This window comes from Arthrobacter sp. UYCo732, assembly GCF_040547265.1.
Classification (GTDB): domain Bacteria; phylum Actinomycetota; class Actinomycetes; order Actinomycetales; family Micrococcaceae; genus Arthrobacter.
Genome location: NZ_JBEPPJ010000012.1, coordinates 11,981 through 33,362, shown reverse-complemented (window position 1 = coordinate 33,362; position 21,382 = coordinate 11,981). Strand labels below are relative to the sequence as shown.

The window sequence follows — 21,382 nt, the reverse complement described above, 5'->3', positions numbered from 1 at the left end:
ACCAGCCCCATGGCCCGCCGCCAAAGCCCAGCCCCTGCAGGGGAAGCCACCCAGGATTTCGTCGATAATATCGTGGACATCGATGTCACGTCCGAAATGGAAGGTTCGTTCCTGGAGTACGCCTATTCGGTGATCTACTCCCGGGCACTGCCGGACGCGAGGGACGGACTCAAGCCGGTGCAGCGCCGGATCCTGTACATGATGAGCGAGATGGGCCTCCGGCCGGACCGTGGCCACGTTAAGAGCGCCCGGGTGGTGGGCGAAGTCATGGGTAAGCTCCATCCCCACGGCGACACGGCGATTTATGACGCCATGGTGCGCATGGCCCAGGACTTCTCGCTGCGCCTGCCGCTGATTGACGGCCACGGCAACTTCGGCTCGCTCGACGACGGACCGGCGGCTCCCCGGTACACCGAAGCCCGCCTCGCGGCGGCAGCCCTGACGCTGACGGACCACCTCGACGAAGACGTAGTGGACTTCGTCCCCAACTACGACAACCAGCTGACCCAGCCGGACGTGCTTCCTGCCGCATTTCCCAACCTGCTGGTCAACGGTGCCACGGGCATCGCCGTTGGCATGGCCACCAACATGGCCCCGCACAACCTGGTGGAGGTCATCTCCGCGGCACGGCACCTGATCGCGCATCCGGACGCCACCCTCGATGACCTCATGCGGTTCGTCCCCGGGCCGGACCTTCCCACGGGCGGCCGGATTGTGGGCCTGGACGGCATCCGCGACGCCTACGCCACCGGCCGCGGTTCGTTCAAAACGCGCGCCAAAGTGGAGATCGAGCAGCTCTCGGCCCGGCGCACCGGCCTGGTGGTCACCGAATTGCCGTACATGGTGGGTCCGGAAAAGGTGATCGAGAAGATCAAGGATGCCGTCAACGGCAAGAAACTGACCGGCATCAGCGACATCGTGGACCTCACGGACCGCAAGCATGGCCTTCGCCTGGTCATCGAGTTGAAGAACGGGTTCAACCCGAACGCCGTACTGCAGCAGCTGTACCGCTACTCCCCCATGGAAGACTCGTTCGGCATCAACAACGTGACGCTGGTGGACGGCCAGCCCCAGACCCTCGGGCTCGTGGATCTGCTGTCCGTCTACGTCGGCCACCGCATCGACGTGGTCCGCCGGCGGACGGCGTTCCGGCTAGGCAAGAAGAAGGACCGGCTGCACCTGGTGGAGGGTCTGCTGATCGCCATCGTGGACATTGACGAGGTCATCCAGATCATCAGGTCCTCTGACGAGGTCTCCGCCGCCCGCGAACGGCTCATGTCCATCTACGACCTCTCGGAAATCCAGGCCAACTACATCCTGGAGCTGCGGCTGCGCCAGCTGACCAAATACTCGCTGATCGAGCTCGAGAAGGAACAGGACGAGCTGCGCCGCGAAATTGCCGAGCTCGAAGCCATCCTCGGCTCCGAGCAGCGGCTGCGTGAACTCGTGTCTACGGAACTCGGCGAGACCGCCGAGAAATACGGTACGCCGCGCCGGACCGTCCTGCTCGAATCGGAGGCTGTCTCCCCGACGGTGGCCGCTGCCCTGGCCGCGGCTCCCGGCAATAAGGGCAAAGCTGCGCCGCTGGCCCTGGAGATCGCCGACGATCCCTGCTGGGCGATCCTCACGGCGTCGGGCCAAATCGCGCGCACGTCCAACCAGGAACCGCTCGCCGAGTCAGGCCCCCGCGTCAGGCACGATGTGTTCCGGTCGGTGGTCAAGACCTCCGCCCGCGGTGAAATCGCCGCTGTCACCTCGCAGGGGCGGATGCTGCGGCTCCAGGTCATGGACATGCCGGTGCTGCCGCCGATGTCCGGCCTGCCCAACCTTGCCGGGGGTGTCCCGGCGAAGGACTTCATCACCTTGCTGAAGGGTGAATCACTGGTGGCCTTTGCACCGCTGGATGGGATCCTGGCCATCGGTACGGCCCAGGGTGTGGTCAAGCGGGTCCAGCCGGACTACCCCCTGAACCGCGAGGACTGGGAAGTGATTGCGCTGAAGGACAAGGACGTGGTGGTGGGCGTGGCCCCGGCCGGGTCCGAGGACACGGACCTGGTGTTTTTGACCCGTGAAGCGCAACTGCTCCGGTTCGGCGCCGCCAACGTCCGCGCGCAGGGCAGAACGGCCGGCGGCATGGCCGGCATCAAGCTCGGTGCCGGCGACCAGGTCGTGTTCTTCGGTGCTGTGGCGCCGGACGATGACGCCGCCGTCGTGGTGACCATCGCAGGTACCGACGGCGCCCTGCCGGGGACCGCACCCGGCGCCGCCAAGGTGACGGCCTTCGCTGAGTACCCTGCCAAGGGCCGCGCCACCGCCGGTGTCCGCGCCCACCGCTTCCTTAAGGGTGAAGACACGCTGCTGCTTGGCTGGGCAGGGCATGGGCCGGCGAAAGCCTCCTCACTGGCCGGTGTTGCGAGGTCGTTGCCGCAGGAACACGGGAGGAGGGACGGTTCGGGCATTCCGCTGTCCCAGGCCGTGGACGCAGTGGGCCCGGGCATGGCATGGGCGGATCCGTCCTAGACTGCTGCCATGCCTATCATTCCTGATCAGAAGGACTGGACCTGGGTGCTCTCCCGGCCGTGCCCGGAGTGCTCCTTCGACGCTTCCACCGTCACCCCGGCTACCGTGCCGGGCAGCGTGGCCAGCATGCTGCCGCGCTGGCGGGCGGTCCTTCGCCGGCCCGAGGTTGCAGAACGCCCGGATGCGGGCACCTGGTCAGCCCTGGAGTACGCCTGCCATGTCCGCGACGTGTTTTCCCTTTTCGACCAGCGGCTGAACCTGATGCTCGCTTCCGACGACGCACGGTTCGAGAACTGGGACCAGGACCGCACCGCCGTGGAACAGGACTACGCCAACGCCGACCCCGCCGTGGTCAGTGCGGCACTGGCGGCAGAGGGCGAGCAGATCGCGGCGTCTTTCGCGGGCGTCCGCGAGGAGGAGTGGGGCAGAAAGGGACTCCGCAGCAACGGCTCGGAGTTCACGGTCCTGACGCTGGCGCAGTACTTCCTGCACGACGTCGTCCATCACCTCCATGACGTGGACGGCTGACTACAGCGCTTTATCCCACGCCATGCTGCGGTTCACCGCGTGGCTGGCCAGCTGATACGCCGCCACTTCACCGGCAGCACTGTCCAGGACCACGGCGCTGAGGTCCTGACGGGCCTGCGGGTGGCTGACAGTGAAGGACCAGGATTCCTCATCCCGGGGGTTCGCTGCCCCAGTGGTCCCGGAAGGCCGCATTCTGCGCCAGACGAACGAGTTCGTGCGGCGGCCTCCAGGAGCGTGGCCTAAAGCCGTGTGCCTTGTCTGAGTCCCGGTTCTTCGAGATCCCGGCGTACACCCGGAGGATTCCCGCACCGTCCAGGCCCGGCACCGTGTGGCTGGCCGCCGGATTCTTCCGCGACTGCACCTGTTGCTGCAGATCGGCCTCGCGTTCGTACCAGACGGGTTCTCGGTGGTCCGGGCAATCAGCGCCGCCCCAGGCCGGCACGTCAAAGTCTGCGGCCAGCAGCCAGTGCAGCGTGGAAAGTCCACCCAGGGCTCCCTCATGGCATCAGGCATGACATCAGGTTAGCGAAGGCTCCCCTCCGGTTGCGGAAGCCGGCGCCGCCCGCGGCGCCGGCCAGTGACGCGGCGGACAAGTCCAGGAGCGTGTCAGCGGGATCGATGTCAGCGGGGTTGTGGGTGACCATCACCACCGTGCGGCCCTTGAGGCCCGCGCGCAGGTCGGCCAGCATTTCCCGTCCAGCCTCCGCGTCCAGGTGGGCAGTGGGCTCATCCAGCAGGATCACCTCGGCGCCCGTCAGGATGGTCCGGGCCACGGCAAGCCGCTGCCGTTCGCCGCCGCTGAGGAACGAACCGCCGGGGCCGATCCGGGTATCCACCCCGTCCGGCAGCCGCGACACCAGGGCATTGAGTCCGACGGCGGTTAACGCCGCCGCCAGCTCCGCGTCACTGGAGGCGGAGGTGCCGTTCCCGCGGGCAGGCAGGCCCAGCAGCAGGTTGCCGCGAAGCGTCGAATCGAACAGGTGCGCCTCCTGCGGGCACCAGGCTGCCGTCCCAGTCACGGCGGCCCGGCCGGCGGCGGCCGGGAGGAATCCCAGCAGGACCGCGAGCAGGGTGGACTTACCCGCACCGGAAGGGCCGGTAACGGCCAGCCACGAACCGGGCCCGGCAACGGCCGACACTCCGGCGAAGACTGTTCCCCCTCCGGGCCACGAAGCCGCTAGGTTGTCCAGCTCCACGCCGGCAGCAGCACCGCGGCGGGGCGGGAGCTGGTGGACTCCGTCGCCTTCCGGAGCCTCCGCGTTAGTGGCGTCCAGCACACCTGACTCCGCGACCCGTTGCATGACTGCACGCAGCGCAGGATACTGGCGGACCGCCGTCGCCATGGCTGCGTAGGGTTCCACGAGGGCCAGCTGCAGGAGCACCATGACCGCAGCCGTGGCCGGTTCCATGGCACCGGCGATGACCTGGGGTGCGGTCAGCACGGCAGCGGCCAGGGCCGCCGTTCCGCAGGCAGCCACCGTGATGGCCTGGCCAAGGCCTTCCGCCCAGGCTGAGCGCTGTGATGCCCTGGTTGCCCTGCGGTCCTCGGCGCGGAGCGCGTCAAGAACTGTTGCGGCGATGCCGTTCGCGTGGAGTTCCGCCCTGGCGTCCAGGGCTGCGGAGGTGCGCCGCAGTACTCCCGCCCGCAGGCGCTGTTCCGCTGTGGCCGACCGGCGGTCGCCCCAGAGTGCGGCCAGCGGTGCCACAACCAGGCTCAGTACTGCTGCCGTGGCAACGGCCGGCAGAGCGGCCGGCGCCACCAGCGTTGTGGCCAGCAGGGCAGACCCGGCCACGGCGAGCGCCGTGACGGGTGGCAGCACAACGCGCGGCAGCAGGTCCCGGACGGTGTCGACGTCGTCAATCACCGTGCCGAGGACATTGCCGCCCTGCAGGAGCCGCCGCAGGGACAAGGCCTTGCGGCTCAGCGATTCCCAGAGCCGGCCACGGAGCCTGGTCAGGGCGCCAAAGACGGCGTCGTGCAGCAGGAGCCGTTCCCAGAAACGAAGGACGGCGCGTCCGATCCCGAAGAACCGCACCCCCACGATCGCGGTGAGCAGGTACAGGATGGGCGGCTGCTCGCTTGCCCCGATGATGAGCCAGCCGGAGAGCCCGGACAGGGCCACGGCAAAGAGGGCTGCGAAGGTCCCCGCCACGGCGGCACCGGTGAACCGGCCCGCAACCGGCGCCAGCAGGCCGGCGAGGAGCCGGTTTGTGGGCGTGGGCCGTCCATCCCCTGCGACGGGCATGGCAGCAGGCAGGGCCGCAGTCCCGGGACTGTGCTGATCCTCGCGGACCCCGTCTGCGGGACTGCTGTGTTCGGTGGTGTGCCCAGCAGCGTGCGGCATGCCGGTGATCCCGGACGGTGCCGTGATGCCGCGCGCCGAGACGGGAACCAGATGGTCCGCCAGTTCGCGGGTCTGCTCGTCGTGGGCCACCAGGATGACCGTCACCTGTCCCCGGAGCTCCCGGATTGACTCCTGCACCAGCGCCGCCGAGACAGCGTCCAAGTGGGCGGTCGGCTCGTCAAGCAGCAGGACATTGGCGCCGGCACGCAGCCGCGCCAGGCCGCGGGCCAACGCCACGCGACGCAACTCCCCCGGGCTCAGCTCGGCCGGATGATGGCCAGCGAGGTGGCCCGCGGCAGCAGCGGCCAGGCACTCCAAGGCGACGTCCTGCACGCCCTGCAGGTGCTGGACTGGTCCGGCACTGTCGGAGGACCTGGCACTGCCGGAAAGCGAACTGACTGTTCCGCCATTGACGTAAAGCATGACCTCGTCGAGCACGGAGTCCGCCACCATGACCGGGTGTTGCGGAACCCACGCGACGGCGCCACGGTCCAGGCCGGAAATATGGCCGGACACGGTGGTCCCGCCGCCGTCGCCCACGGTGCCGGCCAGCACGCCAAGGACCGTGCTTTTACCGGCGCCGCTGGGACCATCCAGCGCGGTGATCTGCCCGTGCGGGGCGGTAAAGGCCAGGGGCCCGACGGCGGCAGCGGACCTGCCAGCATGCGTGACAGTGAGGTCGGTGACCGTCACTCCCCGGGAGACGTGCGCTGCGAAGCGGCCGCCGCCGTCGTCCGCCGGCAGCGGCCGTGGCTCCGGTGCTTCGGTGACGGTCCGCGTCGCGGCGAGGGCCGCCCGGCCGTCGTCGCTGGCGTGGTGCGCGGTGCCCAGCTCGCGGAGGGGCAGGTAGCAGTCCGGCGCGAGGATGAGGGCCAGCAGGCCAGCTTCGAGGACCATGTCGCCGTGCACCAGCCGGACGCCGATGAAGACGGCCACCACGGCCACCGAAATCGTGGCGATGAGCTCCAGGGCCAAAGCAGAGAGGAACGCCGTCCGCAGCGTGCCCATGGTCCGTGAACGGTATTCCTCCGAGATCTCCTCGAGCGCTTTGCGCTGCGCGGTGGCACGGCCCAGGCCCACCAGGACCGGCAGGCCTTTGGCAAGTTCCAGTATGTGCGCGGACAGCCGGGTGAGGGTTTGCTGCGCCTCGCGGACATGGTCCTCGGTGTACCGGCCGATCAGCACCATAAACAGCGGCACGAGCGGAACCGTCAGAACCACCACCACTGCGCTGACCCAGTCCGCGAAGAGGATGCGCGCGCCGAGCAGCAGCGGGATCGTGGCGCAGTTCACGAGGGCCGGCAGGAACTGCGTGTAATAGTTGTCCAGCGCGTCCAGGCCCCGCGTCGCCAGGACTGCCAGGCCGCCGTCGGCCGGCCCGGTGCTGCGTGCACCATTACGCAGGGCGCGCGCCAGGAGCCCGGACCTGAGCTCCTCCTTGATGCCCAATGCGGCGCGGCGCGCGGCAATACCTTGCGCCCACACCGCGGCGGACCGCAGGACGACGCCGGCCAGGCCCCAGGGCAACTGGTCCTGCCAGGATTCATTCCCGGTGGCCAGTCCGGCGAGCATGGCTGCCACCGCTTGCCCCGTCAGGACCAGGGAGAGCGCCTCCAGCGCAGCAAGCAGGCCAAGCCAGTAGATGGCGGAACGGGTGGCCGGTCCGGCCGGAATATCGGGGCGCACGCCGGGTCAGCCCTTCGTGGTGAAGGCCCTGACGGCAATGGCCGGCAGGAAACTGTGGGCCGGCGGGATGTGTGCGGCGCTCACGCGGCGGCGGAAAACCCAGTAGGTCCACGCCTGGTAGACGATCACCAGGGGCAGGCCCACCGCCGCCGCCACGCTCATGAGCCCCAGCGTGTAGTCGGAGGAAGACGCATTGGCGATCGTCAGGTCAAACGCCGGGTCCAGCGTGGAGGGCAGCACCACCGGGAACACGGCGCCAAAGATCGACGCGCTGCCCAGGAGCAGGAAGGCCCCCATCGCCATGAACGCCCTGCCCTCGGCTCCGCGCCGTGCCAGGAACCACGCGGCCACGGCCGCCACAACGGCCAGGATCACCACCGCCCAGGTCCACGGCTTGCCTTCCAGGAACTGGATAACAAGTGCCCAGGCCGCCAGGGGAAGCAGGAGGACCGGAAGCAGCCGGACGAACCAGGCGCGCGCCCGGTGCCGCACGTCGCCGTCGGTCTTCAGTGCCAGGAACGCCAGGGCGTGCAGCAGGGAGAACCCAACCACGGCCAGCCCGCCGAGCACGGCGTATCCGCTGAACCAGGCCATGGCACCGCCTTCCCTGTCACCGTTCGCGTTCAGCGGCAGGCCGGTGGTGGTCAGGGCCAGGGCGGCGCCAACGCCGAACGCGGCGAAGAAGGAGCCCAGGGCAATGGCCCAGTCCCAGCGCGTCCGCCAGCTGTCGCTGTCCATTTTCCCGCGGTATTCGAAGGCGACCGCACGGAAAATGAGGGCCACCAGCACCACCAGGAGCGGGAGGTAGAGGGCGGAAAACAGCGAGGCGTACCAGTGCGGGAACGCCGCGAACGTGGCGGCGCCGGCCGTGATCAGCCAGACCTCGTTGCCGTCCCAGACCGGGCCCACGGTGTTCAGCAGCACCCTTCGGTCGGTGTTGTTCCGTGCGAAGAGCTTCATCAGCATTCCCACGCCGAGGTCAAAGCCTTCCAGGAAGAGGTACCCGGTCCACAGCACCGAGATGACAATGAACCAAATGGTGGGCAGGAGCTCCATGTTGAATATCCTCTGCTCTTCTTAGTAGGCGAATGCCAGGACGTCGTCGGCCGGTTTCGCCGGGCCGGTGCCGTGGGGGCCGGGGTAGCCGTCCTCGTCTTCATCGGCCGGAGCATGGGCCAGTTCCGGCATCGCGGAGACCACGCCGCCACGGATGTACGTGACCAGGAGTTTGACCTCCACCACCAGCAGGGAGGCGTAGACGGCGGTGAGGACGATCAGCGAGGTCAGCAGTTCACCGGCAGAGACCCCCGGCGACACCGCGGCCGCGGTGAACATAAACACCTGGTCGATGCCGTTCAGGTCCGGGTTGGGTGCCACCACAAACGGCTGCCGGCCCATTTCGGTGAAAATCCAGCCGGCGGCGTTGGCGCCGAACGGGGCGAGGATGCCGAATACTGCCAGGCGCATCAGCCAGGGCGCTGCGGGGACCGTACCCTTTCTGGTCAGCCACAGGGCCCCCAGGGCGGCAAGGGCAGCCAGGCCACCAAAGCCGATCATCATCCGGAAGCCCCAGTAGGTGACTTCCATGACCGGGACATACTGGATCTCCTGGCCGGCCCGCTCGCCGTAGATCGGGTTGTCCGGCAGGTGGGTTCCGTAGTCGGCCTTGTACTGGTCGAGGAGACCGTTGACCCCCCGAACCTCGGTGGTGAAGTCGCCGTTGGCGAGGAAGGACAGGATGCCAGGAATCTCGATCAGGGCCACAATGTCATCGCAGTTCTTCGAGCCAAGGTTTCCCACGCTGAGCACGGAGAACCCCGTGCCGTCGTGGCAGGCGGCTTCGGCCGCAGCCATCTTCATAGGCTGCTGCTCAAACATCAGCTTGCCCTGCAGGTCGCCGGTGAGGGCGGTACCGGCGAAGGAGAGCATGGCGACGACGGCGCCGATCCGCAGGGAGCGGATCCAGACTTTGTAGTCGGTCAGGTCGCGGCCCGGGATGGCAGCTTCGCCGGGAACCACCTTGCCGTACGGGCCGATGGTGTCGATGCCGTCCTTGCGCCTGCGCCAGAGGTGGTACCAGGCGATGCCCAGGAGGAAACCGCCGGCCACGGCCAGGGCTCCCATCAGGGTGTGCGGGAAGGCCACCAGTGCGGTGTTGTTTGTGAAGACTGCCCAGGCGTCCGTCATCACCGGCCGGCCGTCGATGATTTCCGCGCCAACAGGGTGCTGCATCCAACTGTTGGCCACGATGATGAAATAGGCCGAAAAGACCGATCCCACTACGGCAATCCAGAGGCAGGCCAGGTGGATGGCCGGCTTCAGTTGCTTCCAGCCGAAGATCCACAGCCCAAGGAACGTTGACTCCACGAAGAAGGCCAAGAGGGATTCGAGCGCGAGGGGAGCCCCGAAGACGTCCCCCACGAACCGGCTGTATTCGCTCCAGGCCATGCCGAACTGAAACTCCTGCACAATGCCGGTGGCGACGCCCATGATGAAGTTGATCAGGAAGAGCTTGCCCCAGAACTTGGTCATCCGGAGGTACTCCACCTTGCCGGTGCGGTACCAGAGGGTCTGCATCACGGCGACCACCAGGCCCAGGCCAATGGTGAGCGGCACCATCATGAAGTGGTAGACGGTGGTGATGCCGAATTGCCAGCGTGCGATTTCCAGAGCTTCCACAGCAGTCCCTCGGTTGGCGGTTACACATTTCTACGTTACGTAGAACAATGACTTCTACAGAGTGTAGAACAATGGGCCGGGCATTGATAAACCAAGAGTTCCATCTCACTCCGACCCTAACGAGGTCGCGCCACGCCGAGTGTTCTACCGTACGTAGAAACTCTGGCCAAAAACAGGTAACTTGGTACCGTATCTGAAAAGACACATTTGCAGTCACCGCGGCAATCAGCCGACCGGTGCAGGGAATCGAGAAGGATGTAGGCAATGGCAAGTCTTGGGGAACTGGAACGGGCAGTGATGGATCTGCTCTGGGCGGGCCACGATGCAGCCACCGCAAATACCCTGCGCGACAAGCTGGCAACGAGCACCGAAGCAAAAGGGGACGCTGCGGGCCATGAGGGCAAGGAACTTGCGGTCACCACTGTGCTGACTGTCCTCTCCCGGTTGGAGAAGAAAGGTCTCGTTGAGCGGGAGCGCGGCACCAGGCCGCACCGCTACCAGGCGGTTTCCAGCCGGGAAGAACACACAGCCGAACTGATGCACGAAGTGCTGGGCTCCGCCCCAGACCGTGAAGCGGTCCTGGCACAGTTCATCGGGTCCGTAACACAGAGTGAAGCCGAAACGCTGCGCAAACTGCTCGGTCATATCTAGCAGGCCATGTTCTGGACCTCATACCTGCTGGCGGTCCTTGCGATAGTCCTGGCGTGGCCGGTGCCTGTCTTTCTTTCCCGCGCCCAGTGGCCCGGCCGGGCGCCCTCCACCGCGATGCTCCTCTGGCAGGCAATCGCCCTTGCCGGCGGGCTCTCGATGATCGGCGCGATGCTGGTGTACGGGCTCGAACCGGTGGGCGACAACCTGATTGCCGGGCTGCGGGCCCTCGCAGGCATGGTGCTGTTCAATGCGGCCACCACGGCGCTCGGATTCTGGCATCTCTTTGCCCTTTCCGCCGCAGCCCTGCTGACCGCACACCTCGTCTTCACCCTCTTGCTGACGTACTACAAGATCGAGCGGCAGCGTCGGCGCCACCGTGAACTACTGGCCCTCCTGGCCTCCCCTGCCGCGGACGGGACGGGAACCGTGGTCATCAGCCACGACTCGCCGGTGGCGTACTGCCTTCCCGGCGGGGCACGCTCTGTCACTGTCCTGTCCGACGGCCTGATGGCCGCCCTTGAACCGGCCGAACTACGGGCAGTCCTGATCCACGAGACCGCCCACCTGAACCAGCGCCACCATCTGCTGCTCTGGGCCTTCGCCGCCTGGCGCCAGGCACTCCCCTGGCTTCCCACCACCAGGCTGGCCCAGGAGTCCGTGAACTCGCTCATCGAGATGCTGGCCGATGACGTGGCGCTCAAGACTGAGAGCAGGGCAACCCTCATCAAGGCGATAGCGATAGTGGCCAGCGGTTCAGCGGGGGCTGCCGGTGGTTTCCAGCCTGTGGGCCAGGCACGCCTTGCGCTTGAGGGACTGGAAGCGGCGGCCGGCGTCACCGGCTCAGACTCAGCCCGCACCACAGCCTCCCGGGTCAGCCGGCTGCTCTCACCACAGCCTCAGCTGTCCTCCACCGCCCGCGGCGCGGTGCTTGCGGGCTGCGTCCTGCTCCTTGCCCTGCCCACGGCGCTGCTGATCGTGCCGGGCCTGCTGGGCTGACCCTGGCTGCCTGACCCCGCCTGCCGGTCAGGCGTCGATCCGCTCCCGGTCCAGGCTGGAGGCACCGGCGATGATGAAGTCCTTACGCGGGGCAACGTCGGAACCCATCAGCAAATCGAAGGTGTCCTCGGCCTGCTTGGCGTTGTCGATGCCCACCTTGCGAAGGGTCCGGTGCCGGGGGTCCATGGTGGTCTCCGCCAACTGTTCCGCGTCCATTTCGCCGAGGCCCTTGTACCGCTGGATTGGCTCCTTGTAGCGTTTGCCCTCCTTTTCCAGCCGGGCCAGGAGGACATGGAGCTCCGCCTCGGAGTAGGTGTAAATCATTTCATTGGCCTTCTGGCCGGCGTTGATGACTTCCACGCGGTGCAGCGGCGGGACGGCGGCAAAAACACGGCCGTTCTCGATCATCGGCCGCATGTACCGGAAGAACAGTGTCAGCAGCAGCGTCCGGATGTGGGCGCCGTCGACGTCGGCGTCGGTCATGAGGATGACCTTGCCGTACCGGGCCGCGCTGATGTCGAAGCTGCGGCCCGAACCGGCACCCACCACCTGGATAAGTGCCGCACATTCTGCATTGGAAAGCATGTCCCCAACGGATGCCTTCTGGACGTTCAGGATCTTGCCGCGGATGGGCAGCAGGGCCTGGAAATCGGAGGACCGTGCCAGCTTGGCGGTACCCAGCGCGGAGTCACCTTCGACGATGAACAGTTCGGAACGCCCGACGTCGTCAGTCCGGCAGTCCGCAAGCTTGGTGGGCATGGAGGACGTTTCCAGGGCGTTCTTGCGCCGCTGTGTTTCCTTGTGGACCCGTGCGGAGATGCGCGACTTCATCTCGCTGACGATTTTTTCCAGCAGCAGCGCCGAGTGGGCTTTGTCGCTGCGGTTTGCGGAGTTGAGCTTCGCGGTGATCTCCTGCTCCACCACCTTCGAGACGATGGCCCGCACGGCTGAGGTGCCCAGGATCTCCTTGGTCTGGCCCTCAAACTGCGGCTCCGCCAGCCGGACCGTCAGGACAGCCGTCAGGCCGGCGAAGATGTCATCCTTCTCGATCTTGTCGGTGCCCGCCTTAAGCTTGCGGGCGTTGGCCTCCACCGCCTTCCGGAACGTCTTGACCAACGCCTGCTCGAAGCCTGACTGGTGGGTTCCGCCCTTAGGTGTGGAAATGATGTTCACAAAGGTGCGCACCGTGCTGTCATAGCCGATGCCCCACCGCAGCGCCACGTCCACTTCACAGTCACGCTCCACCTCGGCGAGCTGGCTGTGGCCACGCTCATCGATTACCGGGACTGTCTCCTTGAACTTGCCCGAGCCGTGGAGCCGCCAGATGTCGGTGACGGCGGGATCGGCGGCGAGGAAGTCGACAAACTCGGAGATGCCACCGTCGTGGTGGAAGACCTCCTCATGGGCTCCGCCCTCACCGGGAGTGCCGGCCAGCCTGCGCTCGTCGCGGACCGTGAGCTTGAGCCCCGGCACCAGGAACGATGTCTGCCGCGCCCGGGCGGCCAATTCGTCGTACGAGAACTTCGCGTCAGGTGTGAAGATCTGGCGGTCCGCCCAGTAGCGGATCCGCGTTCCCGTCACACCCCGCTTGGCCTTGCCGATGACGTCAAGCACGGAGCCATCCATAAATGGTTCGAAAGTCGACGCGGGGTCAATTTTGCTGCCCTGATCCTTGAAGCGACCGGGTTCACCGCGCCGGAACGACATTTTGTACGTTTTGCTGCCACGGTCCACCTCCACGTCCAGGCGGGCGGACAACGCGTTCACCACGGAGGCACCCACGCCGTGCAGGCCGCCGGAGGCGGTGTAGGAGCCACCGCCGAACTTGCCGCCCGCATGCAGCTTGGTGAACACCACCTCGACGCCGGTGAGTCCTGTCTTCGGCTCCACGTCCACGGGGATGCCGCGGCCGTCGTCGTGGATTTCCACCGAGTTGTCCGCGTGCAGGATGATTTTGATGTCATGCCCGAAGCCCGCCAGCGCTTCATCCACCGAGTTGTCGATGATCTCCCAGAGGCAGTGCATCAGTCCGCGGGAGTCGGTGGAACCGATGTACATGCCGGGGCGTTTGCGGACGGCTTCGAGGCCCTCCAGGACAGAAAGGTGCCGGGCGGTGTAATCAGAACTTGGTGCCACGGGTTGTGAACTCCTTCAGTGACGGAACATCTGGCGCTGGGAACGCACGTTCCAGCCTAGTCGGCGTGGCAGCGGACGGCCTGCTGCCACACCATGCCAGGGCTGTGGGCGGGGCCACTCGGCATCTTGCCGCGACGCACATTTGCGGCTTGAGCCATTCTTGCGGCTACGCGGACAGCGAACTTGACCCGTCCTTGCGATGGGATTGCTACGAATGCTGGTTATATAGACATACAGATCTACCAAGGAGGCCGACATGACAACAGCAGTGGCAGACCGCACACTCAACGCACTGGACCGGTGCGATCGTTGCGGAGCTCAGGCATACGTCCGCGTTGTACTTCAGACCTCCGGCGGTGAGCTGCTCTTCTGCGGCCACCATGCCCGTGCAATCGAGGCAACGCTCAGGCCGTTGAGCTCCGACTGGCACGATGAGACAGGCAGGCTTCACGAGAAGGCTCCCGTAGCCGTCGACTGACCTGACAAACACACCATCAGGACCTCCTCCTTTGGGAGGGGGTCCTGTTTTGTTAAGCCCTGCCCCACGACCCCGTGTTTCGCAAAAACGCGGGGCCAGCCCCGCCCAGGCATCCGAGAATGCTTGGCGGACACTGACCCCGCGTTTGGTGGGTCCTGATCTAGTCCAGGTAGTCCCTGAGCACCTGCGACCGCGACGGGTGGCGGAGCTTGGACATGGTCTTGGACTCAATCTGGCGGATACGCTCACGCGTGACGCCGTAAACCTTGCCGATTTCGTCTAAAGTCTTCGGCTGGCCGTCGGTCAGGCCGAACCGCATGGCCACTACCCCGGCTTCGCGTTCGGACAGGGTATCCAGGACCGAGTGCAGCTGTTCCTGCAGCAGCGTGAAGCTCACGGCATCTGCGGGGACTACAGCCTCGGAATCCTCAATAAGGTCACCGAACTCGGAGTCGCCGTCCTCGCCAAGAGGCGTATGGAGGGAGATTGGTTCACGGCCGTACTTCTGGACTTCGACGACCTTCTCCGGGGTCATGTCCAGTTCGAGGGCAAGCTCCTCCGGCGTTGGTTCGCGGCCGAGGTCCTGAAGCATCTGACGCTGGACGCGGGCCAGCTTGTTGATGACCTCGACCATGTGCACCGGGATGCGGATGGTGCGGGCCTGGTCGGCCATGGCCCGGGTGATGGCCTGGCGGATCCACCAGGTCGCGTACGTGGAGAACTTGAAGCCCTTGGTGTAGTCGAACTTCTCCACTGCGCGGATCAGGCCAAGGTTGCCTTCCTGGATGAGGTCCAGGAACAGCATGCCGCGGCCGGTGTAGCGCTTTGCCAGCGAGACCACCAGGCGGAGGTTGGCTTCGAGCAGGTGGTTCTTGGCCCGCTTGCCGTCGTGGATGACAAACTCAAGTTCACGCTTGAACTTGGGTTCCATCGAGCCGTCGTCTGCGTTGATCTTCTCTTCGGCGAAGAGTCCGGCTTCGATCCGGAGGGCGAGGTCCACTTCCTGCTCTGCGTTGAGCAGCGCAACCTTACCGATTTGCTTGAGGTAGTCCTTGACGGGGTCAGCCGTGGCTCCGGCGGACATCACCTGCTGGACGGGGGCATCATCGTCGTCGGCATCCGAGTAGACGAAACCCTTGCCCGTGGCGGCCGATGCGGCCTTGGCGGCGTCAATCTCGCTGTCGTCGGCGCTTTCGATGCTGATGTCGTCAGGGTCTTCGACATCGTCGTCATCGGAATCCGATGCGCCGCGCGCAGCTTTCCCGGCGGCTTCGGCAGCAGCTTTAGCGCCGGGCTTTGGGCCGCGCTTCTTGGGTTCAGGCTTACCGTCGCCGGCGGATTCACCGGCGGTGGCATCCTTGACGGCTTTGTTGGCTGCCCGCGTTGCTGCTCGCTTGGCGTTCGTTGCAGCCTGCTTCTCCTCAGGGGACAAGTCCTGGGCGGCGGGTTCCTTCTTCGCGGAAGACGGGGTCACAGAAAACCTTTCTAGCGGCGGTCTGTGGAATCACCATACGGGCAACACCACTATGACCCTGTCAAGTCCGTGATCAACATCAGGTGCAACCACAACCGGCAGAGCCTACAAGTAGAACTGCCGGGGCGGCTGTAATGTTCCCGTCAGGGCGCCATTACAGGCACTTGATACACGGACCCAACCGGGTCTCGGCAACCATTGTCTCACGGTTTTCCGGAACCGGACTCAAAGCAGCGGCAGGACCTAGGCTGCGTCCGGTTCGAACTGCCGCCAGGCGGCCTCCTTCCGCGCAGCCCAGCCGCAGAGCGTTCCCCGCCGCACCAGTTCCAGCATGAGTTCGGCCAGCCGGTAGCCCGGCTCTACCTCAAGGGCCTGCTTAAGATAGGCGGCGGCGTAGGATCCACGGCCCCGGCACCACGCGATCCACCCCCGTCCGGTCAGGGCAGCTGCGCCGGGCTGCCCGCCACACGCTGAGAGTTGTCCCAGGACTGCGTCCAGGCTGTTCAGTGTGTGCCAGGCGGGAATTTCAGGCTCAAGCCCCAACAGGACCTCGCCGTATCCTGGCGACGGCTGCCCGTCATCGGCCTCGCCCGCGGCTTGCCGGGCCGGCTGGAAAGCGTTCTGGCCGGCTGCTTCAACGGCGGTCCCCTGGCCCGTGTGGATAGGCCCAACCGGCACCAGGCCGCAGCCGGACTCGAAGATACCGAACACTTCCGCGCCGGCAAGTGCGGCCGAAGTGCCGGCCGCGGCCATGACCAGGACGGCATCACGCCAGGCCGGGACGGCGAGCGAGGCGCGGAGGAACGCAACGTCGTCTGCCGGCAACATCCGGCCGGTTTCGTTGGTCAGGACGAATCCCCAGTGGGCCAGAAGCCTAGTGAATTGTTCCCTGCTCCCCCGGCGCCGTTCCAGCTGCGCTGCCCACGCTTCTTCCCACGCCAGGATGGCGGCGCGCTCGTCGCCGGAAACCGTGGGGGCCGGGAGGGCGCCGTTCTCCGGCGCCGGTCCCACGCTGCTTCCCCGAAAGACCATTTCGGCGTTCAGCATGCTGTCCCGGATTGCCTGCACGGATCTGCCCGGTGCCGGGCAGCACAACTCATCAGCGCATCTTGCGTTTCGCCAGTAGGTGTCTCCGACGTACCAGGCGTCGCGTACTGTCATCCCCGCGGCGTCCAGGTGGGATTCCAGGGCGTTCAGGAGCCCCCAGTACGTTCCGGGCGGTTCCGTCCAGCCGTCATTGCTGAAGATGGCCAGCAGGGCGCCATCGGCATTCTGGTCTGCCGCCAGGTAGTCGCGGACGGTCCGGGCGTAGGCCCGCGGGTCCGCCAGAGTCTCGGGACCGGGGAGGTCCAGCCGCAGGGTGGCTCCCAGCCTGTTTCCGTGCAGGGTCATGGCCACCAGGCTGTCTGCCGGCCAGTAGCCCAGGGAGTGTGGAATGAACCCGAGGATGTCTTCAGGGCCTCGGACGGTCAGGTGTTCTGGAGGTTTCATGACTCCAGCTTTGGCGCACCGGCGGCACGTGTGAAGCGCCTACTTCCCCTATGTCAACAACCGGCCCTGTGGGGGACGAGTGTCAGTCTTTGGCCGCCCCGTCCCGGTGGCGCCGCTGGGCCAGGTTCTCCCGCCGCTGCCGCGCCATGGCCTGGAGCAGCGGAGCAACCACTACACCGTCCGCGGCCATCTGCCGCCGTACTTTGCGCCGGCATACCACCATCATGATGGCCCCGAAGCCCAGCAACAGGAAGTGGACGCTCAAGGCGATCCGGAACGGTTCCAGCCCGTACAGGACACCGTCGGAATAGCCGCTGGCCAGGAGGAGGTCCAGCACCAGGCCGATCATAAAAATCGCCACCAGGGCCGCGATGAAACCTCCCACGTTAACGATCCCCGTGGCGGTCCCGATCCGGTGTGCGGGGTTGAACGTCCGGGCGAAATCAAAGCCGATCATGGACCCCGGACCGCCGATCGCCAGCACCACCACCAGGACGGCCAACAGCCACAGCGGGGACCGGCCCGGCGTCAGCAGGACTGCGGCCCAGGCTGCCGCCGTCGCGCCCGAGATCAGCAGCACCATGGTGGACCTGCGGAGTGGGTGCCGGGCGACAAAACTGCCGATGAAGGGGCCTACGGCGAGTCCGGCTGCAACATAGAGGGTCATGAGTCCCGCCACGGTTCCGGCATCCAGCCCTTGCCCGGAGATAAGGAACGGATAACCCCATGTCATGGCGAAGACGGTGCCGCTGAACTGGATGGTGAAGTGGCTCCACATGCCCAGCCTGGTCCCCGGCTGGCGCCAGGCCCGGGCCAAGGAGACTCCGGTGGCTCGCAGGCCCCGCTGGACCTCCGGCGCGCCGGCTCCGTGCGGCTGGTCCTTCAGGAGCACCACCACTAGGACCACGGCCAGTCCGGACATGCCGGCGAGCATAAGGAAGCCCGGCGTCCAGCCGAAGGAATGCAAGACGTAGGCGAACGGCAACACGCTGAACAGCTGTCCCAACTGGCCGGACATCCCGGTCAGCTGGGTGACCAGGGGCACCCGCGCCGGCGCGAACCACAGGGGAATCAGGCGGATCACGGAGATGAACGTCATGGCGTCGCCGGCACCCACCAGCACCCGCCCCGCTACTCCGCCGGGAATGCTGACCGCGAAGGCCAGCTGGAGCTGTCCGAGACCCATCAGGATAGCCCCGCCGGCGATCATGGCCCGTGAACCGAACCGGTCCACCAGGACGCCCACCGGTATCTGCAGCGCCGCGTAGACCAGAAGTTGCAGCACCGTGAAGAAGGAGATGGCGGATGCGCCGGCATTGAACCGTTCGGTTGCCTCCAGCCCCACCACGCCGAACGACGTGCGCTGGGAGACGGCCACCAGATACGCAAAGATGCCAATGGTCCAGATCAGCCAGGCTCGGGGTGAAGTCACTATCTCATTATGCCCGGGCTGCTTCGCTGGCCGGGGCACCTGTGTGATCGATGGACGCGCCTGTCCGGGCCAACACAGGACAGGCTGTTGACGGGCCAGCTAAATGCCGGGGTTCTCGCGCGCCAGGTAGGCCTCCACGGCAGCGCCGAGTTCATCCCCGTTAGGCAGTTCGTCGTTTTCGTCGGCCAGGAGCGAGCGCCGGACGGTGCCGTCGGCCTTCTCGTCGTACCGTTCCTCCAGCCGGGAGACCACCTGCCGCACCTCATCCGAGGCTTCGACCTGCTCGGCAATCTGGCGGCCCACTTCCCGGCCGGCTTCACGCAGCCTGTCGGTGGGGAGCATCAGGGACGTGGCCGCGCCCAGGAATTCGAGCCCGGCGACGGCGGCGGTGGGGTATTCCGCTTCGGCGAGGTAGTGCGGAACGTGGATCACGTAGCCGGCAACGTTGCGCCCGGCGTCCATCAGGCGCAATTCCAGGATGTGCCCCACGGCTGCCGGAACATCAACGGTGGGTTTCCAGACGGAAATGCCTTCGATGAGTTCGGGCCGGTTGCCGTGGACGGTGACACCCACCGGCCGCGTGTGCGGCACCGGCATGGGAATGGAGTGGATCCATGTCACCAGATTTACATCCAGTTTTTCCACGATTCCGACGACGGCGCGTGCGAACCGCTCCCACTGGAGGTCGGGTTCAAAGCCAGCCAGCAGGAGGAAGGCATTGCCCAGCCCGTCCTTAAGCTTGTAAAGGGCCAGCTTCGGCGCCTGGTAATCCTGGAGATGATCCTCTACGAAGGAGATGTGCGGCCTTCGGGACCGGTAGTCGATGAGCTGGTCGGCATCGAACACTGCCACCGTTTCGGTGTCCAGAGTGTCCAGCAGCTCCGCATTGATCTGCTTCACCACATGGCCGGCATCGGCGAAGCCGGTGAAACCCATCACCAGGTCCAGCCCGCGGAGCGCCGGACTGTGGAACAGCTCGATGTTGCTCGCGTAGAGCGCATCGGGGTCCAGCAGTGAGCCGGAAATCCGTTCAAGCACGGCGTCTTCCTTTCGAGGAATTCGGATGGATAAGTTATACAACGCCGCCGGGCCGTCGGGCATTCCGCCGGTTGGTGTGGCGCAGGTCTCAGGAGATTCCGCTCCCGCTGCCCCCAGCGGCTACGATCGACCAATGGCCTGCCGGACGGGTTTCGCCGGCACCCCGGCTACGTCCTGATCGGACGGCCACCGGATTTCCATGGCCAGCGCCAGACATCCATTTCTGCGCGAACAGCCTTTCGAGAATTGAGGACTTACCCCGTGGTCAAGAATACTGAAATCAACCTTAGTACCCTTGCGAAGGGCCTGTTGAGGGCCCCCAGTGACGCCGTTGTCATCGGCGTGGGACAGGGATCGGACGGCCCCGTGCTGCTTGATAACCCGCTGACCGCGAAGTCAGCTGAGGCGCTGGCCGATTCCCTCAAGGCTCTGGGGGTCACCGGCGCAGCGGACCAGGTGGTCCGGCTGCCCGGCCTTTTGGAGACGGGAGCCAGCGTGCTGGTTCTTGCCGGTGTTGGCAAAATTGCCGCGGGTAAACCCCTCTCCGAAGAGGCACTCAGGCGCGCCGCAGGCTCTGCCGTGCGCCAGCTCTCCGGCCTGCCCACCGTGGTGCTGGCATTCCCGACGACGGGACTCGCCGACGTCGCAGCAGTTGCCGAGGGTGCCGCGCTGGGCGCCTATGCCTTCACCGAGCACCGGTCCACCAGCAACGGACTCAAAGACCCAGTCCGCAACGCGGTGATTTACACGGACGTGACCGTCAACGACGAACTCCGCTCAGCCCTGACCCGGGCAGCCCTGGTCGGCCAGGCCGTCAACGCCACCCGGTCCCTGGTCAACCAGCCCCCCAGCCACCTCTACCCGGAATCGTTCGCCGAGGCGGCGAAGGAGCTCTCCAAGGGCCTGCCGGTGAAGGTAACGGTCTGGGATGAAAAGCGCCTGGAGAAGGAAGGCTTCGGCGGCATCATGGGCGTGGGCAAGGGCTCCACCCGCCAGCCGCGCCTGGTGAAGGTGGAGTACTCCCCTGCTAAGGCGACCAAAAAGATCGCCCTCGTCGGCAAGGGCATCACGTTCGACACCGGCGGGATTTCGCTGAAGCCGGCCCTCGGCATGGGCGACATGAAGAGCGACATGGCGGGCGCCGCCGTCGTACTTAACACTGTGCTCGCGATCGCTGGTCTTGGCCTTGCCATAAAAGCCACGGCGTGGCTTTGCATCGCCGAAAACATGCCATCCGGTTCGGCTTCACGACCCGCCGACGTGCTCACCATGTTCGGCGGCAAGACCGTGGAGGTACTGAACACCGACGCCGAAGGCCGCCTGGTCATGGCCGATGGCATCGTCGCCGCGAGCCGAGAATACCCCGATGCCATCATCGATGTCGCCACACTCACCGGCGCGCAGCTTATTGCCCTCGGCAACCGCACGGCCGGGGTCATGGGTTCGGACAGCGTGACTGCCCCGCTCAAGGCCGCCGCCGACCGCGCGGGCGAACTGGTGTGGCCCATGCCGCTGCCCGAGGAGCTGCGCCAGAGCATCGACTCCCAGGTGGCGGACCTGGCCAATATCGGCGAACGCCACGGCGGCATGATGACCGCTGCGGTTTTCCTGCGCGAGTTTGTGGGAAAGGGCAAGGACGGCGAGCAGATCCCCTGGGCGCACATCGACATTGCCGGCCCGTCCTTCAACAACGGCAGCCCGTACGGCTACACGCACAAGCAGGCCACGGGCTGTACCGTCCGGACCCTGCTGGCCTACGTCGAAGACGTCCTCGCGGCGGCCTGACCAACTCAAGGGGCTATGACGCGGCTTTGTGACACCAGGGTGATCCTGTAGGTCACAAGGCCGCGTGACACTCACCACAAGCGCCCCACAAACACGGCGGCGAGGTGGAGCATGGATAAGTGGTTCGCTAAGGTGAACCACCG

The 21,382-nt window shown here is 66.1% G+C and carries 15 protein-coding genes; 6 read left to right on the top strand and 9 right to left on the bottom strand.

All coding sequences use genetic code 11. The features are described from left to right. Positions 1–9: 9 nt before the first annotated feature. On the top strand, positions 10–2,520 hold the full coding sequence (locus tag ABIB45_RS14925; RefSeq protein WP_354216639.1) for a DNA gyrase/topoisomerase IV subunit A: 2,511 nt from the start codon (positions 10–12) through the stop codon (positions 2,518–2,520). Between the two features lie 9 nt (positions 2,521–2,529). Continuing rightward, positions 2,530–3,048 (top strand): DinB family protein, encoded by a 519-nt coding sequence (locus ABIB45_RS14920; RefSeq protein WP_354216638.1) that lies wholly within the window; start codon positions 2,530–2,532, stop codon positions 3,046–3,048. Here the strand turns inward: ABIB45_RS14920 and ABIB45_RS14915 are convergent, their stop codons facing one another. The 4 genes from ABIB45_RS14915 to ABIB45_RS14900 form a co-directional block, all read right to left on the bottom strand. Continuing rightward, on the bottom strand, positions 3,049–3,240 hold the full coding sequence (locus ABIB45_RS14915) for a hypothetical protein (RefSeq protein ID WP_354216637.1): 192 nt from the start codon (positions 3,238–3,240) through the stop codon (positions 3,049–3,051). 305 nt (positions 3,241–3,545) lie between these two features. Next, positions 3,546–7,079 carry a thiol reductant ABC exporter subunit CydD gene (cydD, locus tag ABIB45_RS14910; RefSeq protein ID WP_354216636.1) on the bottom strand — a complete coding sequence of 1,178 codons (3,534 nt, stop codon included), beginning with the start codon at positions 7,077–7,079 and terminating at the stop codon, positions 3,546–3,548. 6 nt (positions 7,080–7,085) lie between these two features. Continuing rightward, positions 7,086–8,135, bottom strand: a complete 1,050-nt coding sequence (cydB, locus tag ABIB45_RS14905; RefSeq protein WP_354216635.1) for a cytochrome d ubiquinol oxidase subunit II — start codon at positions 8,133–8,135, stop codon at positions 7,086–7,088. 21 nt (positions 8,136–8,156) lie between these two features. Next, entirely contained in the window at positions 8,157–9,758 is a 1,602-nt protein-coding gene (locus ABIB45_RS14900) for a cytochrome ubiquinol oxidase subunit I (protein ID WP_354216634.1), read from the bottom strand. A gap of 264 nt (positions 9,759–10,022) precedes the next feature. On the opposite strand from ABIB45_RS14900, the gene ABIB45_RS14895 reads away from it, so the two are divergent. Further along, positions 10,023–10,409, top strand: coding sequence for a BlaI/MecI/CopY family transcriptional regulator (locus ABIB45_RS14895; RefSeq protein WP_354216633.1), 387 nt, complete (start codon positions 10,023–10,025; stop codon positions 10,407–10,409). Between the two features lie 6 nt (positions 10,410–10,415). Next, positions 10,416–11,405, top strand: a complete 990-nt coding sequence (locus ABIB45_RS14890; protein WP_354216632.1) for a M56 family metallopeptidase — start codon at positions 10,416–10,418, stop codon at positions 11,403–11,405. Positions 11,406–11,432: 27 nt separating this feature from the next. Here ABIB45_RS14890 and ABIB45_RS14885 read toward each other — a convergent pair whose 3' ends face one another. Further along, a complete protein-coding gene (locus tag ABIB45_RS14885) occupies positions 11,433–13,541 on the bottom strand; it encodes a DNA gyrase/topoisomerase IV subunit B (protein ID WP_354216631.1) in 2,109 nt (702 codons plus the stop codon). Positions 13,542–13,797: 256 nt separating this feature from the next. Between ABIB45_RS14885 and ABIB45_RS14880 the strand changes: the two genes are divergently transcribed. After that, positions 13,798–14,019, top strand: a complete 222-nt coding sequence (locus ABIB45_RS14880) for a DUF7455 domain-containing protein (RefSeq protein WP_354216630.1) — start codon at positions 13,798–13,800, stop codon at positions 14,017–14,019. Positions 14,020–14,179: 160 nt separating this feature from the next. Here ABIB45_RS14880 and ABIB45_RS14875 read toward each other — a convergent pair whose 3' ends face one another. The 4 genes from ABIB45_RS14875 to ABIB45_RS14860 form a co-directional block, all read right to left on the bottom strand. Then, complete coding sequence (locus tag ABIB45_RS14875; protein WP_354216629.1) at positions 14,180–15,493, bottom strand: RNA polymerase sigma factor; 1,314 nt, start codon at positions 15,491–15,493, stop codon at positions 14,180–14,182. Between the two features lie 243 nt (positions 15,494–15,736). Next, complete coding sequence (locus ABIB45_RS14870) at positions 15,737–16,984, bottom strand: DUF4192 domain-containing protein (protein WP_354216628.1); 1,248 nt, start codon at positions 16,982–16,984, stop codon at positions 15,737–15,739. 82 nt (positions 16,985–17,066) lie between these two features. Continuing rightward, complete coding sequence (locus ABIB45_RS14865) at positions 17,067–18,416, bottom strand: MFS transporter (protein ID WP_354216627.1); 1,350 nt, start codon at positions 18,414–18,416, stop codon at positions 17,067–17,069. A gap of 99 nt (positions 18,417–18,515) precedes the next feature. Next, a complete protein-coding gene (locus ABIB45_RS14860; protein WP_354216626.1) occupies positions 18,516–19,454 on the bottom strand; it encodes a proteasome assembly chaperone family protein in 939 nt (312 codons plus the stop codon). A gap of 261 nt (positions 19,455–19,715) precedes the next feature. Here ABIB45_RS14860 and ABIB45_RS14855 point away from each other — a divergent pair, with 261 nt between their 5' ends. Further along, positions 19,716–21,239 carry a leucyl aminopeptidase gene (locus ABIB45_RS14855; protein WP_354216625.1) on the top strand — a complete coding sequence of 508 codons (1,524 nt, stop codon included), beginning with the start codon at positions 19,716–19,718 and terminating at the stop codon, positions 21,237–21,239. Positions 21,240–21,382 lie beyond the last annotated feature (143 nt).

Excerpts from the sequence above, each read along its gene's own strand:
- ABIB45_RS14925 (WP_354216639.1), top strand. The coding sequence starts at position 10 with ATGGCCCGCCGCCAAAGCCCAGCCCCTGCAGGGGAAGCCACCCAGGAT.
- ABIB45_RS14920 (WP_354216638.1), top strand. The coding sequence starts at position 2,530 with ATGCCTATCATTCCTGATCAGAAGGACTGGACCTGGGTGCTCTCCCGG.
- ABIB45_RS14915 (WP_354216637.1), bottom strand. The coding sequence starts at position 3,240 with ATGCGGCCTTCCGGGACCACTGGGGCAGCGAACCCCCGGGATGAGGAA.
- cydB (WP_354216635.1), bottom strand. The coding sequence starts at position 8,135 with ATGGAGCTCCTGCCCACCATTTGGTTCATTGTCATCTCGGTGCTGTGG.
- ABIB45_RS14895 (WP_354216633.1), top strand. The coding sequence starts at position 10,023 with ATGGCAAGTCTTGGGGAACTGGAACGGGCAGTGATGGATCTGCTCTGG.
- ABIB45_RS14890 (WP_354216632.1), top strand. The coding sequence starts at position 10,416 with ATGTTCTGGACCTCATACCTGCTGGCGGTCCTTGCGATAGTCCTGGCG.
- ABIB45_RS14880 (WP_354216630.1), top strand. The coding sequence starts at position 13,798 with ATGACAACAGCAGTGGCAGACCGCACACTCAACGCACTGGACCGGTGC.
- ABIB45_RS14870 (WP_354216628.1), bottom strand. The coding sequence starts at position 16,984 with ATGAAACCTCCAGAACACCTGACCGTCCGAGGCCCTGAAGACATCCTC.